Origin of the sequence: Geobacter sp., assembly GCA_009684525.1 — a bacterium.
Classification (GTDB): domain Bacteria; phylum Desulfobacterota; class Desulfuromonadia; order Geobacterales; family DSM-12255; genus Geoanaerobacter.
On record WKKR01000002.1, the window covers coordinates 753,589 to 770,046 of the forward strand.

15 protein-coding genes are annotated in these 16,458 nt (G+C 59.9%); 5 read left to right on the top strand and 10 right to left on the bottom strand.

The annotated features are described in order from the left end of the window. Positions 1-173: 173 nt before the first annotated feature. The 6 genes from nifK to GJT30_09585 form a co-directional block, all read right to left on the bottom strand. Positions 174-1,643, bottom strand: a complete 1,470-nt coding sequence (gene nifK / locus GJT30_09560; GenBank protein ID MSM39849.1) for a nitrogenase molybdenum-iron protein subunit beta — start codon at positions 1,641-1,643, stop codon at positions 174-176. Positions 1,644-1,806: 163 nt separating this feature from the next. Beyond that, positions 1,807-3,246, bottom strand: coding sequence for a nitrogenase molybdenum-iron protein alpha chain (gene nifD, locus GJT30_09565; protein MSM39850.1), 1,440 nt, complete (start codon positions 3,244-3,246; stop codon positions 1,807-1,809). Positions 3,247-3,521: 275 nt separating this feature from the next. Continuing rightward, positions 3,522-4,388, bottom strand: a complete 867-nt coding sequence (nifH, locus tag GJT30_09570) for a nitrogenase iron protein (GenBank protein MSM39851.1) — start codon at positions 4,386-4,388, stop codon at positions 3,522-3,524. A gap of 297 nt (positions 4,389-4,685) precedes the next feature. Continuing rightward, on the bottom strand, positions 4,686-5,249 hold the full coding sequence (locus GJT30_09575; protein ID MSM39852.1) for a response regulator: 564 nt from the start codon (positions 5,247-5,249) through the stop codon (positions 4,686-4,688). Between the two features lie 78 nt (positions 5,250-5,327). After that, a complete protein-coding gene (nifV, locus tag GJT30_09580) occupies positions 5,328-6,479 on the bottom strand; it encodes a homocitrate synthase (GenBank protein MSM39853.1) in 1,152 nt (383 codons plus the stop codon). 367 nt (positions 6,480-6,846) lie between these two features. Next, positions 6,847-8,040, bottom strand: a complete 1,194-nt coding sequence (locus GJT30_09585; protein MSM39854.1) for a HAMP domain-containing protein — start codon at positions 8,038-8,040, stop codon at positions 6,847-6,849. Positions 8,041-8,744: 704 nt separating this feature from the next. On the opposite strand from GJT30_09585, the gene GJT30_09590 reads away from it, so the two are divergent. From GJT30_09590 to merA, 3 genes are all read left to right on the top strand, one after another. After that, on the top strand, positions 8,745-8,969 hold the full coding sequence (locus GJT30_09590) for a hypothetical protein (GenBank protein ID MSM39855.1): 225 nt from the start codon (positions 8,745-8,747) through the stop codon (positions 8,967-8,969). 80 nt (positions 8,970-9,049) lie between these two features. Continuing rightward, positions 9,050-9,853 (top strand): hypothetical protein, encoded by an 804-nt coding sequence (locus tag GJT30_09595; protein MSM39856.1) that lies wholly within the window; start codon positions 9,050-9,052, stop codon positions 9,851-9,853. An 87-nt stretch (positions 9,854-9,940) separates the two neighbouring features. Beyond that, the gene (merA, locus tag GJT30_09600; GenBank protein ID MSM39857.1) at positions 9,941-11,347 is read left to right on the top strand and encodes a mercury(II) reductase; all 1,407 of its coding nucleotides are present in this window, start codon (positions 9,941-9,943) and stop codon (positions 11,345-11,347) included. 20 nt (positions 11,348-11,367) lie between these two features. On the opposite strand, the gene GJT30_09605 is transcribed toward merA, so the two are convergent. Together GJT30_09605 and GJT30_09610 are read right to left on the bottom strand one after the other, a co-directional pair. Next, entirely contained in the window at positions 11,368-12,273 is a 906-nt protein-coding gene (locus GJT30_09605; GenBank protein ID MSM39858.1) for a peptidoglycan endopeptidase, read from the bottom strand. Continuing rightward, positions 12,270-12,602, bottom strand: a complete 333-nt coding sequence (locus tag GJT30_09610) for a hypothetical protein (protein ID MSM39859.1) — start codon at positions 12,600-12,602, stop codon at positions 12,270-12,272. The genes GJT30_09605 and GJT30_09610 overlap by 4 nt, the downstream gene beginning before the upstream one ends. 109 nt (positions 12,603-12,711) lie before the next feature. On the opposite strand from GJT30_09610, the gene GJT30_09615 reads away from it, so the two are divergent. Both GJT30_09615 and GJT30_09620 read left to right on the top strand, forming a co-directional pair. After that, positions 12,712-13,167 (top strand): DedA family protein, encoded by a 456-nt coding sequence (locus tag GJT30_09615; protein MSM39860.1) that lies wholly within the window; start codon positions 12,712-12,714, stop codon positions 13,165-13,167. A gap of 19 nt (positions 13,168-13,186) precedes the next feature. Then, positions 13,187-14,494 carry an insulinase family protein gene (locus tag GJT30_09620; protein MSM39861.1) on the top strand — a complete coding sequence of 436 codons (1,308 nt, stop codon included), beginning with the start codon at positions 13,187-13,189 and terminating at the stop codon, positions 14,492-14,494. Positions 14,495-14,497: 3 nt separating this feature from the next. Here GJT30_09620 and GJT30_09625 read toward each other — a convergent pair whose 3' ends face one another. Then, entirely contained in the window at positions 14,498-15,895 is a 1,398-nt protein-coding gene (locus GJT30_09625; GenBank protein MSM39862.1) for a transglutaminase domain-containing protein, read from the bottom strand. Between the two features lie 141 nt (positions 15,896-16,036). Next, positions 16,037-16,252: a hypothetical protein gene (locus GJT30_09630; GenBank protein ID MSM39863.1), complete on the bottom strand. Its 216-nt coding sequence runs from the start codon at positions 16,250-16,252 to the stop codon at positions 16,037-16,039. Between the last annotated feature and the right edge of the window lie 206 nt (positions 16,253-16,458).

Sequence of the window (16,458 nt, forward strand, 5' to 3'; positions counted from 1 at the left end):
CCCTGGATGAACGGGTGTCAATGAGGATGCTGGGAGATATCTCCTACAGCATCCCGATATGGCAGCGGCCCGCCGGCGCAACCTGGAACTCCAACCGCGACAACAAAAGGGCGCCTCCCTGTGACGAGAAGCGCCCTTTCCTTTTCAGCCGTTGCCGTTCCCGGCTGTTGCGCTTACCGCATCATCTCGAAATGCCGGTCGTCGCAGGTGTTGTCGGTGATGTCGATGAACTTGTTGCAGATCTCGGTGACCATGTTGATCACCCCTTGGTAGCCGATGAGGGGTGAGCGGTGCAGGTTGACCCGGTCGAAGATCGGGAAGCCGAAACGGAAGAGCGGGATCCCGGCGTCACGAGAGATGAACTTGGCATGGGTGTCGCCGATGATGGCGTCCACCGGCTCGGTCATGACCAGGCTGCGCAAGTGCCAGAGGTCTTTCCCCATGTAGATCTTGCCCAGCTTGCCATACATGGATGCATCCAGGAGGGTCTGGATCTCCTTCTGCACCTTTTTGCTCCCTTTGCTGCAGAGGATGTGGCAGGGCATGGCCCCCATCTCCAGAAGGAAGGAGACATAGCCGATGAGCTGGTCAGGATCGCCGTAGAGGGCGAATTTCTTGCCGTGAATATACTGATGGGAGTCGGTCATGGCATCCACCGCCCGGCCACGTTCGCTCTTCAGGCTCTCGGGGACCGGCTTGCCGGAAAGCTCGGCGATCTTCATCAGGAAGGCATCGGTCTTGGCTATTCCCAGGGGCATGGGCAGGGCCACATGCTTGCCGGAGTAGTTGTCCTTTAGCCAGGAGAAGGTCTTGGCAGCGGAGAAGGGGCCGACACTGATGGTCGCCTTGCCGTTGATGGAGTCCGCAGCATCTTCCAGCTTGGTGCCGCCGGGATACATGCGGTAGGTGCCGTCCAGGGGCGAATCGAAGACGTCGGAGATGTCGCCGAGAATGGTGTAGGGGATGCCGAACTCGTCGAAGATCCGCTTGTACTCGCGGAAATTGCCGGTGTTGGCATCGAAGCCGGGGACGAGGTTGATCTTCCCGGTACAGCGCCCCTCCAGCTTCTTCCCTTCCGTCAGGGTCTGCAGGATGGAGAGCAGCATGGAATCGTAGCCGTGGACGTGGGAGCCGTTGAAGCTCGGGGTGTTGGCATAGGGGACCGGCATCCCTTCCGGGACGATCCCTTTGCCGCGGGCGTTCTTGATGAAGGCGGTGAGGTCGTCGCCAATGATCTCCGGCATGCAGGAGGTGAAGACCGGGATCATCTTCGGCTTGTAGAGGGCGATGGCGTTCTCCAGCCCCTCGTGCAGGTTGTTCTGGCCGCCGAACACGGCGCCGTCTTCGGTCATGGAGTCGGATACTGCCGGTGCCGGCTCGCGGAAGTGGCGGTTCAGGGTTGAGCGGTAGTAGGAGGCGCATCCCTGCGAGCCGTGTACGAACGGAAGTGACCCCTCGAAGGCATGGGCCACAAGCTCGGCGCCCAGCGGCTGGCAGGCGTGGGGAGGTGCTACTACCAGTGCCTCCCGTTTGAAATTCAGTTCTTTGTACTCTTCCGTGTTGATCCAGGCCGCGACCCGGTCCAGTTCTTCCTGGGTGGTCTCGGTGACCGGCTTGACTGCTAATCCTAAATTGTTAGCCATGGTGTATCTCCTCTCCGGGACTCATCCGTCCACGGTAGATTAATATGATTTGTTCACCACAGAGACACGGAGGCACGGAGAGAATCTAGAACCACAAAACATTTTGGGTTAAACAAAAACACCGTGTTGCCGTTCTCTGCTTTACTCCGTGTCTCCGTGGTGATTAGAACGGGCTTTTCACCAGATCCCACGTTGGGCTGTTGATCGCCATGTCGATGTCTCTGGCAAAGATCGGGAACCCTTTGTAGCCGTGGTAGGGGCCGGAGTAGTCCCAACTGTGCATCTGGCGGAAGGGGATTCCCATCTTCTGGAACAGGTACTTCTCCTTGATGCCGGAACCGACCAGGTCGGGCTTCAGCACGTGAGCGAACTGTTCCATCTCGAACTCGGAGGCGTCGTCATAGACCACGGTGGCATCGGGCATCTCCGATGCGGTTCGGTCATAGTCGTCCGTATGGGCGAACTCGTAACCGGAGCCGACGCAGATCATGCCCAGGTCCTCGTAGGCGCCGATGGTGTGGCGGGGGCGGAGACCACCCACGTAGAGCATGACCTTTTTCCCTTCCAGCCGGGCACGGTATTCTTCGATCACCGTCTGCATCTGCGGATCGTACTTGGCGATGACCGCTTCCACCTTCTCCTTGATGGAGTCGTCGAACAATTCAGCCAGCTTGCGCAGGCTCTGCTTGATCTTGGTGGGGCCGAAGAAGTTCAGTTCGATCCAGGGGATGCCGTACTTCTCTTCCATTACCTTGCACATGTAGTTCATGGAGCGGTAGCAGTGGATGACATTGAGCTTCACCTGGTGGGTGGCTGCGATCTTCTCCAGTTCGCCGTCACCGGTCCAGACCGCCTTGACGTTGAACCCGCACTCTTCCAGGAGCGGCTTGGTCGACCAGGCGTCGCCGCCGATGTTGTATTCGCCGATCAACGCGATGTCGTATGGTCCGATCGGCTCGGCAAACTCGCGTGTCTCGATGATGTAGTCGCGGATGGTGTCGTTACTGATGTGGTGCCCCAGGGACTGGGAAACCCCGCGGAACCCTTCGCAGTTGCAGGGGATAATCGGGAGGTCCAGTTCCTTGGCGCTCTGCTTGGCTACCGAGTTGATGTCGTCGCCGATGAGACCAACCGGGCATTCGGAAAGGATCGAGATTCCCTTGGCAAGGGGAAAAAGCTCCTTGGCCTCTCCCAAAAGCTGCTTCAGCTTCTTGTCGCCGCCGTAGACGATGTCCTTTTCCTGGAAGTCGGAGGTGAACTGCATGGCGAACTGGTCGACCCCCAGCCTGCCGGTGACCAGGTTGCGCCGGGTCCCCCAGGAGTACCAGCCGCACCCTACCGGGCCATGGGAGACGTGGACCATGTCGCGGATGGGGCCCCAGACGACCCCTTTGGCGCCGGCATAGGCGCAGCCGCGGGCGGACATGACGCCGGGCACCGTCTTCTTGTTGGATTTGACGCAGGCCGAGCCTGATGCCTGGTCGTTAGGGGCAAGGTGAGGGGTCCGTTTCTTCTTCCCTTTCTCGGGATAGGCATCCAGGACCTTGTCGATCATCTCCTGGGTCGACTCTTTGGTGATACCTTCTACAGTCGTTATTGACATATCTCTCTCCTGAGGAGCGTGGCTTTTCCGCCCTGGCTGCGTAAGTCTTCGGAGCCAGTTGTGCGGCGTAGCGCTGCTACGCCTCCGCCCGGCCCCTCGACAGCCTTGCCAGGACGAAAAATCCGCACTCCTATATGTTTTTAAAAACCCACTGGCGAACGATTTTGCGGTCAGGTCTGGGTCGGGTGAGGATTTCGGCGGAGGCGTAGCAGCGCTACGCCGCACAACGAAAATCCGATAGCCGGCACAGAGATGGCCCCAAAGCGTTCGTCACTCTAAGCTACCCCCTCGGCTTTGCCGACGATGGTCTCATCCTCCACCTCCATGATGCCGAACTCCATGAGGAGTTCTTCCAGCTCTTCCATTTCCAGAGGGGTCGGCACCACCAGCATCTTGTTCTCGGAGATCTTCTTTGCCAGGGTCCGGTACTCTTCGGCCTGCTTGTGGTCCGGCGAGTACTCGATGACCGTCATGCGGCGAAGTTCGGCCCGCTGCACCTGGTTGTCGCGGGGAACAAAGTGGATCATCTGGGTGCCGAGCCGCTTGGCCAGCGCCTCGATCAGTTCGTCTTCACGGTCCGTGTTGCGGGAGTTGCAGATGAGGCCGCCGAGGCGGACCTTGCCGGAGGAGGCGTACTTGAGGATACCCTTGGCTATGTTGTTGGCGGCATACATGGCCATCATCTCGCCGGAGCAGACGATGTAGATCTCTTCTGCTTTCCCTTCGCGGATCGGCATGGCAAAGCCACCGCAGACGACGTCGCCGAGGACGTCGTAAAAGACGAAATCAAGGTCCGGGGTGTAGGCGCCGTTCTCTTCGAGGAAGTTGATGGCGGTGATGACGCCCCGGCCGGCGCAGCCGACACCCGGCTCCGGGCCGCCGGACTCGACGCACTTGACGTTGCCGTAGCCGACCTTCATGACATCATCCAATTCCAGATCTTCGACTGTCCCCAGTTCCCGCACCAGGTCCATGACCGTGTTCTGTGCCTTGGCGTGAAGGATCAGGCGGGTGGAGTCCGCCTTGGGATCGCAGCCGACGATCATGACCTTTTTGCCGATTGATGCAAGTCCTGCCACCGTATTCTGGGTCGTGGTCGATTTGCCGATGCCGCCTTTACCGTAGATAGCGATCTGTCTCATTGTGAATCTCCTTTCGTGACCACTCATCCGTGGACCACCGATGTTTTTGTCCGGGGCATGAAAAAAGGCGCCCCAAGTTTGGCCTTGAGGCGCCTTTGCCGATGAACTGACTCTTCCCTGTACTTCAGTGTAGAGTGGAAAAGTAAAATGAAATTGTCAGAGCTGCTGCGGGGTACTGTCTCGTCGTTTGATTCTAATGAAGCATTGTCTGTGCCAAATTGCCAATGTGTTGATTTGTAACGGATTAGGTGGTGCGGAGGCAATCGGTTCTGCTGTTTATGCCTCTTTTCTGTGCAGCTACTCGGTGAGCAGGATCGCCTCGGCGATCTGTCGCAAGGACTTGCGCTTGTCCATTGCCAGTTTTTGCATCTTGCGGAAGGCTTCGGGTTCGGACAGACCATGATTCTTCATCAGTGCCCCTTTGGCCTTCTCGATGACCTTGCGGCTTTCCAGGGTCTCCTTCAGGTCTGCAACCTCGTCTTTCAGCTGTTCTACGGCATCGTTGTGGGCGTAGGCCATCTCGATGGCGGGCCAGAGATCCTGTTCGCGCAGCGGCTTGGTAAGGAATGCGGCGATGCCTACTTTTTTGGCACGCTCGACGGTTTCTGGGTCGTAGCACGCGGTCAGGAAGATGATGGGAATCTTCAGTCGCTTCCTGATCTCGGTGGCGGCCGTGATGCCGTCCTTCTTCGGCATGGAGACATCGAGGATGGCAATCTCCGGAATCTTGTCAATGGCCGTTGCAACGGCGGCTTCGCCGTCGCTGCACTCGAAGATTGCATCGAACCCCAGGCTCGTAAGCAGGGCTTTCAGGCTCTGTCTGATGATCGGTTCATCGTCGCAGATCAGTATCCGTTTCAAGGGGGATCTCCTTTTCCTTCCATGGCAGTATGAACCATCGAACAAGCATAAATCATTCCCGTCGGTGCGGGATGGAGGTCATGCCGCGGCAGGTTGCAGGCGCTGCAGGTCGTAAAGCCTCTGCAGGTCCGAATCCGTGAGCGCCCGCTTGAGTCGCTGCGCAAGTGGCCGTGCCTTGTCCAGCAGCAGTACCGCTTCTTCTTTGCAAACCGGTATCCCCAGCATGTGATATCGCTCCATGATGCCACTGCTGCCGGAGTGCTTTCCTACGACCAACTGGCGGGAAAGGCCGACTTCGCCGGGATCGAACCCTTCATAGTTGTGGGGATTTTTGATGACTCCGTCGGCATGGATGCCTGATTCGTGGGCAAAGGCCCGTTCGCCGACCACTGCCTTCCAGGCCGGCACAGGGCGATGCGATGCCCGGCCGACAAACCGGGAAATCTCGCAGAAGCGGTGGGTGTCGATGCCCGTTTCGATGCCGCAGGAGACCTTCAGGGCCATGATCACCTCTTCCAGTGCCGCGTTGCCGGCCCGTTCCCCCAGGCCGTTGACCGTGGTGTTGACGAAGTGGGCGCCGGCCTTGATGCCGGCGATGGCGTTGGCAGTGGCCATGCCCAAGTCGTTGTGGGTGTGCACCTCGATCGGCAGGTCCGGGACGGCAAACCTGAGAGCCCTGACCTTTTCGAACATGGTGAAGGGGTCGAGAATGCCGAGGGTGTCGCAGAAGCGGAACCGGTCGGCGCCGAGTTCCAGAGCGGACTGCATCAGTTCGGCCAGGAAGTTGAGATCGGCGCGGCTGGCGTCTTCGCCGCCGACCGAGACATAGAGCCCTTTCTCCTTGGCAAAGCCGAGCGCCTGCTTCAGCTGTTCCTTGACCCACTGCCGGTTCTTGCCCAGTTTGTGGCGGATCATGATATCGGAGACTGAGAGAGAGATGTCGACGGCCTGGACGCCGCAGGAGATGCTTGCCTCGATATCGCCGACCACTGCCCGGTTCCAGGTGATGAGTCTGGCCGAGAGCCCGAGATCGACCAGTGCGCGTATTGAGGCGCGTTCCTCTTCCCCCATGGCGGGGATGCCGCATTCCAGTTCGTGGATGCCTATGGCGTCCAGCATCCTGGCGATGGCGATCTTTTCCTTCCTGCTGAAGGCGACGCCGGCGGTCTGTTCCCCGTCGCGCAGCGTGGTATCGTCGATAATGATGGTATTGGTGGTTTTCCGGTTCATGACTACCTCCTGAAAAGCAAACGCCCCGGGAAATTATCCGAGGCGTCGTTGCCGGCTGGTTTCCGTCTAGCACGAGGCGTGCCGTAACGGAATTGCCGGATGTTTCAGGAGGTTATCAGTTGATGCGGTAGCTTCTGTCTGTTTGCGCGGCAGCAGAGCGCGTAATTGCTGTGCATGCCGAGTTTAGCAAGTTGTTGAAAAACTCAGGCTGTTCAAAAGCAGTCAGATCGTCGCACCCGCAGAAAGCCCCGCGGAGGCGTAGTACCCACAGGGCATAAACAGCGCTACGCCGCACAAGGTGGCTTTTCGAGGACGGCGGCGAGATGGCTGTTTTTAGCTGCGCTGAAACTTCGTTTTCAACAGCCTACTAGATTCTGAACCGTCCCACCAGCCGCTGGAGCTCTTCGGCAAGGCTCGCCAGCTTGTTGGCCGCTGTTGCGGAGTCGTGGGCGCCATTGGCCGTTCCTTGCGCCACTTCGGTGATCTGCAGGATGTTGCTGCTGATCTCGCTGGTGGTTGCGGTCTGCTGTTCTGCAGCGGTGGCGATCTGGTTCACCTGCATGGTGACGGCGTTGATCTGGTCGAGGATCTGCTGCAGGGCGCCTTCGGATTTGGCCGCCTCTATGGTGCCCGCCTCCACCTGTGCGACCCCCTGTTCCATGGCAGCCACAGCACCTTTGGTGTCAACCTGGATCGCCCGGATCATCTCGCCGATTTCGCGCGTAGCCCTGGTTGTTCGCTCTGCCAGGGCCCGGACCTCGTCGGCCACCACGGCGAAGCCACGACCCTGCTCGCCGGCGCGCGCGGCCTCGATGGCAGCGTTCAGCGCCAAGAGGTTGGTCTGTTCGGCAATGTCCTGAATGGTGACGACAATGGCGCCGATCTGGTCGGAGCGCTTCCCCAACGATTCGACGGCTGCAGAGCTCTCCTTTGAACGTGCCGCGATCTGGTTCATCATGGCCAGGGTATTCTGCACGACAGTGGCGCCATTGAGGGCTGCCCGGTTGGCCTGTTGCGCGCCTTCAGCAGCCATCTGGCTGTTCATGGCGATCTCGCCCGAGGTAGCCGCCATCTCTTCGCTGGCGGTTGCCACCGTTCCGGCCTGGACGGCAGCCTGTTCCGCACCGGTTGCCATCTGCTCGGCGGTTTCATTCAGCGTGTTGGCGCTGGATGCGACCTGGACGGCAGAAGAGGAGACTTTGCCCAGGAGATCGACGAAGGCGTCCCGCATCATGTTAAATGAGCGGGCTGCCGTGCCGATCTCGTCGGAACTGTCGATCCGGAGCAGGGTGGAGAGGTCCCCCTCTGCCATTCTGCCGGCAGCTGCCGAGAGTTCGGACGTCCCCTTGGTGATGGAACGGATGACCGCCAGATTGATCAGGGTGCCGAGCGCCATTGCCAGGAGGATGACGGTCAGGATCAGGATTTTCGCCCTGGACATGGTTTTCTGGGTAAGTTCGTAGCTTGCCTTGGCAAGCGCATACTCGTTGGCATAGATCTCGTTTGCCGCCTTAAAGGCTGCAGTTGCCAGCGGGGTCACTGTCTGTTCGGTGAGAATCATTCCTTTGTCGAAGTCCCCTTCGAGCAGGGCTGCCCCTGTGGGCTTGAGCCCGTCATTGACGAATTTTGCCCGTGCCTCGGCATAGACGTCTGCCAGCTTGGTCTGCTCCGCATTTTTGTTGGGAATGGCTTTGTAGGCTTCCCAGATACTGGTGATCTCTTCGATGTTTTTGGCCACCTGGTCGGTATGGACGCTGAGCTGGTGATCGTGCAGCTTGCTGGAAGGATTGCGGGGATCATGCTGCGCAGCCAGCAGGAGCTGGATGCGGTTGTCGCGCATCAATTCATTGATCCTGCCGATCTTTTCCGTGCCGAGGAGATGTCCCTTGTAGAGCTGCTCCAGTTGGGCATCTGTCGTGCCCATACTGAAAAACGAGACCAGTCCGAGCAGGATCAGGAAGCCTCCGGTCATCCCCCCCATGAGTAACAATTTCAGCTTGATCGTCAGGTTCGGCACGGTCGTCTCCTCCCTCCGGCAACGGTGTAGCGTAAGTGCGACTTAAATATAATAGTCGTCGGCAATTGCCGACTTCTTTAGGAGAGATTCAACCTGCGTCATCTGAAAGGGAAGAGCAGCCCGTTGCCCGGGCTGACCCTTGTCGATTGAAATGGGTAAAGATTTGTAAAGCGATGTCGATATAAGTGCAGAAGGAATCTGATTCCCACGGAAACAAGTTTCCTGCCTTGACAAACGAGGAGCGTGCAATGGGACGAGCAAAAGTCATTTATATGGAGGAATACCTGAAGGAGCGGAACGTCAGGCAGCGTGAACTCCTTGCCAAGATTGAAGGCCATCTGGCAGAGGCTGGTCTGCTGGACAAAAATCTCTCCATTTCAGTAAAAAGGCAGATAGAGGAATCGCTGATCTCCGATGAGTGCTGGCAGCCCTGGAGCGTTGCGGGAATGGATGATAAGGAACGGGAGTCATGAAAAATCCTGGACGATGCCGGGAGTTGGCTGCATACTGTTTTAGAGACGATGATTAACATTTTTTCCGCGAAGCGCCCCACATGAGCAATGGAGACATAGCAGCCGGCAGTCTGGACCGCGATCTGGCCCAGCGTCTGAACGAGGCGCTGACGGCCGGTCACGACGAGTTGTTTCGCGTCATGCAGGACCAGTCGCCGGATGTCCTGCGGGCAACCCTCAAGAATCCTCACCTTGGAGAACCCCACCTCCTTTCACTGCTGAAACGCCGCGACCTGGGCGGCGAACTGCTCAAACAGATCTGTGCCATGCCGTCGACACGGGAAAGCCATTCAATAAGGGTCGCTCTGGCCCACCATCCGGCCACCCAGGCGCCACAACTCATGGAGATACTCCCCCATCTCACCCTGTTTGAGCTCGCGACCATCTGCGCCATACCCGGCGGCACCCCGGACCAGAAGATCGCTGCTGAGCGGGCCATAATTCAGCGGTTGCCGACCACCCCCCTGGGGAGCAAGATCACCCTTGCCCACCGGGGGACCGGTACCGTGGTTGAGCACCTTCTGAAAGAAGGGGACCCCCGCTTGATGGCAGCCTGCCTCGATAACCCGCGACTCATGGAGCGAGCGGTCTTTCAATTTCTCCGCAACACCACCGTCACCCCCGAGGCCATTTCCATGGTAGCCCGCCACCAGCGCTGGCAGAGTCGTACCAATGTGAAACTGGCCATTCTCAGCAATCCGCGGACACCGCTGATCTGGTTTACCCATTGGCTGCCCGCGCTCCGTACGCTTGAAGTGCGCAATCTCTATGAATCCCAGCGACTGAACCAGCTGCAGCGTCGCGAGGTTGTTGCGGAGCTTGACCGCAGGAACCGTGGCGTTTAATATTTGTTGAGGAGTCTTGCCGGCGACCCTTTCCGGGCCATGACCGCGGGAGACGATATCGTCGCGCGTTTGGCCGAGGATAACTGCATGAATGAGCAGTACGACATAATAATTCTCGGGTCCGGTTCGACCGCCTTTGCCGCGGCACTGCGGGCAGAGGTTCATGGCGCCCGGATACTGATGGTCGAACGGGGGGAGCCAGGAGGGACCTGCGTCAATTGGGGCTGTATCCCCAGCAAGACCCTGATCCATTCGGCCCTGCTGCGGCATGAGGCCCTGCTGGGGCAGGCGGTCGGGGTTGGAACGTCGCTTGACCTGGTGGATTACTCCCGGTTGTTCGAGCACCGCTCGGAGGTTGTTGAGTTTTTGCGCCGGACCCGTTACCAGGATGTGCTGCAGGGGATAAGCGGACTCGATCTGGTGAAGGGGACGGGGCGTTTGCGCGATCGACAGACCGTCGAGGTGGCTGGACAGCAGTTTCGTTCCGAGCGGGTCCTCGTTGCCACGGGAGGTTTTCCCCGCGTCCTCCGTTTCCCCGGGATCGAAGAGGTGGATTATCTCACCAGCATGAGCGCCCTGTTGCTGAAAGAGCTACCCGCTTCGCTGATCATCATCGGCGGCGGGGTCATTGCCATGGAACTGGGGCAGATGTACCACCGCCTCGGCTGCCGGGTCACCATTCTTGAACATGGCGCGCAGATCCTGCCGGCGGTGGAGCCGGAGCTTGCCGATGCCCTGCACCGGGTCCTGACCGACGAAGGGGTGAAGGTCGTCACGGGCGTTTCGATCTGCTCAATGGGAAAGGCGGGTGACCTGTCGCGGGTCTCGGCAGAGGTCGATGGCCGGCGCCACGAATATACCGGTGAACGGATTCTCCTGGCTGTGGGGACTGCGCCTGCCTCTGCGGGTATCGGCCTGGAACTGGCCGGGGTGGAGGTTGACGAAAAGGGTTTTGTCAGGGTCGACCAGCGGATGCGTACCTCTGCCGAGGGGATCTGGGCCGCCGGGGATGTGACCGGCGGGCAGATGATCGCCAGCGTCGGTGCACGGGAAGGGATCGTGGCGGTGGATGACATGTTCACTCCGGACTGCGGCTGCCGGATGGACTACCATGCGGTTCCAATGGCCATCTTCACGGATCCGGAGATCGGCATGGTGGGATACGGCGAGGAGGCTGCCCGGCTGGCGGGCTTTGCGGTAAAGGTCAATGTCCTGCCGGTCTCGGCCATTCCAAAGGCCCACGTGGCCGGGCAGACCAGCGGGGTGATCAAGATGGTGGCCGAACAGGACACCGGCCGGCTTCTGGGGGTACACCTTCTCTGCCACAGGGGTGCGGATCTGATCAACGAGGCGGCCCTTGCCGTCCGTTACCGCCTGACCGTGGCCGACCTGGCCGATTCCCTCCATGTCTATCCTTCCATGGCGGAAGGGTTGCGGCTCTGTGCCCAGGGATTCAGCCGCGACATCAGCCGGCTCTCCTGCTGCGCGGAATGAGCCGCCGGGAGGGATGAGCGTTATTTCTCCGCGCCGGTAGCCTGGCCGTACCAGCGGCGGACGACGAAAACCTGCTGGCCGCTCCCATCCTGTTCCCCGATTGCATCTACCGGGCGTCTCCGTTGCATGATCTCCTCAAGCCTCTTTTTGAGCGGCGTGACAATGACGCCCCCCCGCTGTTTCTTCGTGCATTCCAGACGGCTTTCGATCACCTCTTGCCGGTCGATGACAATCAGGACATGTCCCTGCCAGACGATCAGGTCCAGGGGCCGCAGCTGCCTGGCAATGGTACCGGCATCCCTGCCGGCAACGGGTACTGCCGCACCGTATGAGACCAGGGAGCTGGTATTGCGGGGGGTAACGCCATCGGTAGCTTCGTAGAGGAGGCCGGAGCAGTCGAGTCCGGCAAGCTGCCAGAGCGAGCCGTCATCGCCGGAAAGGGTCGTGTTTGCCGGATAGATCTCCAACAGCGCGGCAATGCCGGCGGTGACGTTGCCACCCCAGACGTAGCGGATCCCCTCGGCCTTTCGCAGCCGGCGCAGGATCTCGTGCCCTGGGGGAAGATGGCGGGAACGTTCTTCCGGGTGGCTGGACCGGGTGCTTACGAACCTGCTGTCGACGAAGTAGCCGCTTCCTGATGGATAGGGGTAGTCGTTGGTGGTCACCCGGTAGAGTCTGTCAGTGCCGCTCATAAGTTCCTGCTCGATCCGGAAGACGGTCCCCGGCAGCGCCACGAACTCCAGCGCCCTGATCTGACCGCAGGTATCCATCCTGAGCGTCGAGCCTTCTTTTCCGCCAAAGATCTCCCTGAAGCCGGGGGTGTTGAGCACCGGGGTGGGGATGGTGGCAACGGCGAATTGGGCGGCAGATGCCGGAAGTGCGAGCAGGATGCCCAGGAGCAGGGAAAGGATAGCGGCCGATTTCATCGGAGCAGCCACTGGTGCAGGGCAGCACCGACCAGCCAGACGCAGAAGCTTGCCGCGAGGGTGAGCGGCAGTGTCATGCCTCGGCGGAAGCAGTAGAGTGCAGCGGCAAAAAAGAGGATGGTCGGCACGATCCCCCAGAGGACGCCGTGCGTATACTCCGTCAGCAGGCACGGGTCATCGGGCTGGTCGGCGTGGAGCCAGAGGAGGACGGCAAGGGTGGTGATCGGCATGGTGGCGATGAGCCCTGCCAGGCTCGGCAGCCGGCGGCCGAGGTAAACGCATCCGACAATGACCAGGTTGGTGATGAGCAGCTTGGCGAAGAAGGGCATGTTGGCCTCCTGTGCGGAGACTATAGCAGAAATGGCCACCGGTAGCCAGTATCCCGGCAGGGGCATGCGGGGTTTGACATCACCCGGTCTTTCCGCTAGTGTGTGCCACATGCAGGAGTCCCTGGTCAACCACGGCTATCCGGCCCTTTTCCTGTTGAGTTTTCTGGCATCGACCCTTATTCCGCTCGGCTCGGAATGGCTTCTGATCGCCCTGCTCCTCAAGGGGTTTGCGCCGCTCCCGGTCGTTGCGGTCGCCACTGCGGGAAATGCCCTGGGGGCCTGTACCAGCTATTTCCTGGGACTCTGCGGCAGCCGCTTCATCGAAGAGAAGGTCCTGCGCATGGGTGCACAGGATCGCCAGCGTGCGGAACTGGTATTTGCCCGCTATGGCAGCTGGTCGCTCCTCTTTAGCTGGCTGCCGGTGGTGGGTGACCCTCTCTGTCTGGTGGCCGGGGTTCTGCGGGTCGGATTCCCCCGTTTCGCACTCCTGGTCGTGGCCGGGAAGGCGGGGCGTTACGCCGTGGTGGCATGGGCAACCCTGCAGGGACAACATATTTTCGACTGAGGCCTGAACCGGAGGATTGATGATTTCTTGCCATACATTGCGACTACCCAACGGTCTGCGCCTGGTGGCGGTGGAGATGCCGCACCTGCACAGTGCCGAGCTTGCCGTCTACCTGAAGGTCGGTGGGCGCAACGACAGTCGCGAAAAAGCAGGCCTGGCCCATTTTCTCGAACACATGCTGTTTCGCGGGACAGCCGATTACGCCACGACCCTGGAACTGGAGACCGCGTTCGAGACCATCGGCGGCAGCGTGAACGCCTCGACCGACGAGGAGACCACCTGCTTTTTCTCCCGCATCCACCCCCGTTTCGTGGCCGAGGGGATCGGCATCTTCTCGTCCATGATCCGCCGTCCCCTGCTGCCCGGCCTGGAGGTCGAGCGGAGGATCATCATCGAGGAGGCGCTGGAGGATATCAACGAACAGGGGGAGGAGATCAACACCCACAATCTTGCCAGCAGGCTTCTCTGGCCCGATCATTCCCTGGGGATGCCGACCATCGGTTTTCTTGACACCATCCAGGGGATCGGCAAGGAAGACCTCAGCCTGCACCTGTCGCGTCATTATGTCCCGTCCAATGCCGTGGTGGTGGTAGCCGGCAGTGTAAGGCCGGATGATTTCTTTGCCGCCTGCAGCGCCCGACTGGGGGACTGGCAGGGTGCGCCACTTCTCCCACCACCGGCGGCACCGACCGATCAGTCAGAGCCGCACGCGCTCTTTGTCGCGGATTCGGACAGCCAGGTGCATCTGCAGCTCGCATTCCGCGGGTTCCCCCGGCTGGACACGAGGATCATGACCACCCGTCTCATCCGCCGCATCCTCTGTGGCGGCGGCAGTTCCCGGCTGCATCTGTCGCTGCGGGAGCGGCTCGGCATTGTCTATTCCGTCGATGCGAGTATAGCGGCCTACGAGGAGACCGGCTCGTTCGCCATCGAACTTTCGACTTCGCCCGACAACCTGGAACGCGCTGTTCAGGAGGTGCTGGCAGAGACCCTCAGCATGGCAGCGGACCTTGTCCCCCCTGATGAGCTCGAACGGGTGAAAAACGGCTATTTCTTCGATCTGGAATACAGTCGCGATTCGACCTACGAGATGCAGGTCCGCTATGGTTGGGGCGAGCTGATGGGGTTGGTGCGGGATATAGAAGAGGATCATGCCGAGGCTGCTGCGAACGATGCCGGAGTGGTCCGCTCCGTTGCAGCTGCCCTGTTTGCGCCGAAAAACCTGAACGTGGTGGTGGTCGGTCCCTGGACCGCGGCCAGCCGCAAGAGAGTGGAGCGCCAGGTGGAAGACTATTGCCGCGAGTGGGACCGCCGCGTGGGGAAGTGACGGTTACCGCGTCTCGATGACGGTCGCTTTCACCCTGCCGATGATGCCGGCCAGTGCAGCCATCTCGTCCGGTTCATCCCCCTCGGCAAGCTTGATATGGGTGACGTCTGCCGGAATCTGGCCGAAGGTCGGGTCGATGGCTGTCCAGCCGTCAAGGTAACTCTCCGCCCAGCTGTGGTAGAGGAACCCTTTGCCGGCAGCATAGACCAGCCCGGCCACCATCCTGCTCGGTATGCCGGCGGCCCGTGCCAGGGAGACATAGAGACGGGCATGGGACTGGCAGTTGCCGGTTTTGTTCTGCAACGCCTCAACGGCGGAATGGCTGTCCTTCACCGTGTCGGCCAAGTGGTCGGCAACCCAGCGGGTCAAAAGCGTTGCCGCCTGCCGTTGATCGGTGCACCCCTCCAGGACCTCCTGCTGGCAGGTTATGATTTCCTGGTTGTCGGCATTGATGCGGGGAGTGGCCGAGAGGTACCTGGTCCGATCTGCCGGGGCAAGGGGGAGAGCTTCCGGCTGGTTCGGCTGCGCCGACATGACCATCCGCACCTTTCCCGGAGCCGTGATGGTTGCGGATTGCCCCGGTCCTTCCGGCAGGCGTATCCCCTCGGGCAGATCCGACAGCTCGATGATCATGCCTTTCAGATCCGACTGATGTTCTATCTCCCGGTCAATCCGCACCAGACTGAAATCGAGAACCAGGTCTTTCTTGCTCACCGCGTCTTCGAGCAGGAAGCGGCGTGCCTCTGTCGCACTTTCCGCCTGAGTCAGGATGAGGCCGTCCCTGACCGATTCCCGGAGCGTATTGCCGGATCGGTCCACCCAGATGTCGTTATCCACTACCGGATAGAGATCGTTGCGCAGATGGATGGCTTTCGTGCCGTTCAGCGTCTCAAAACCGACAACGCTGAAGGTGACGTCCTTTACCTTCACCGCTTCGGTGTCCAGCATCTGCAGCTTATAGGTACGGCCTGTGGACACTCCCTGGAAGAGGGGATACAGGTTTACCACCGGTGGGGGGTATATGGCCCCTTTTATCTTAAGGGTCTTTTCCGATGTCCCCCCCTTGGTTTCCACGAGCACCTTCACGGTCTTGCCGTTCACGGTTCCGCTGACCTTCAGGGGGCTCTTGTCAATGATCTGTTCCACTGTGAACGATTTCAGTGACAGGTTCCTGTCCAGCCGGTACTGTTCACGCGCTGTCGCTTCGCGGGAAAACCCCAGGACCTGCAACTTGGCGCTGCTCTCGCTGGTGATCAGGTAGCTCCCCTCCGTACAGGCGATGGAAAGGTGCACGAACCCGACCCGTTCACCGTTCATGGCTATGCTGAACCAGCGTTCACCCAGGGGTGGGGCCGTGAGAGGCGCGATCTGTCGCGCCGTTGCCGGCGCAGCCCAGAGCATGAGCAGGAGAACGATTCGGGCGCCGAATGTGAAGAAACGGCTGCGAGAGCCCCTCTCCCTATCCCGTGAGGAGGGAGAGGCGGGATGCTGCAGTGACAGAGTTGACAAGGGCTATACCTGTGCCTTTTCCCGTGCGGGATGTTATTCCGTGAATATCGGTTCTTTTGCGGCTTCCGGGCGTTTTTCCGGCTGGCCGGCAAGACGGCATTGGTTGGCAGGCTGGTCTTGAGGGCTCTCCTCCCCTGCCTGGTGTCTCCGTTGCAGTATGGCAAGCTGTTCCATCAGCTCGCGTTGCGCTTGAGTGGGCAGGCGTCGAAAGTCGGCCAGTAACTGTTGCTCCTGAATGGTGAGATCCATAAGAATACCCCTTTGCTTGAATAATCCTTTTATAACACACTGTATAGATTCAGGCAATCACGGGAGGCCGGAGAAAGATTCGGCATTGTAAAGAGCCGCCAGGACGGTTATAATGAAATAAAAGATATAGCAGTTGCGAGAGCCGGTGGCTCTCATTATGCCCTAGTCGACTTGCCCTCCTAGTCACTAGGGTGTTTTTTTGCCCT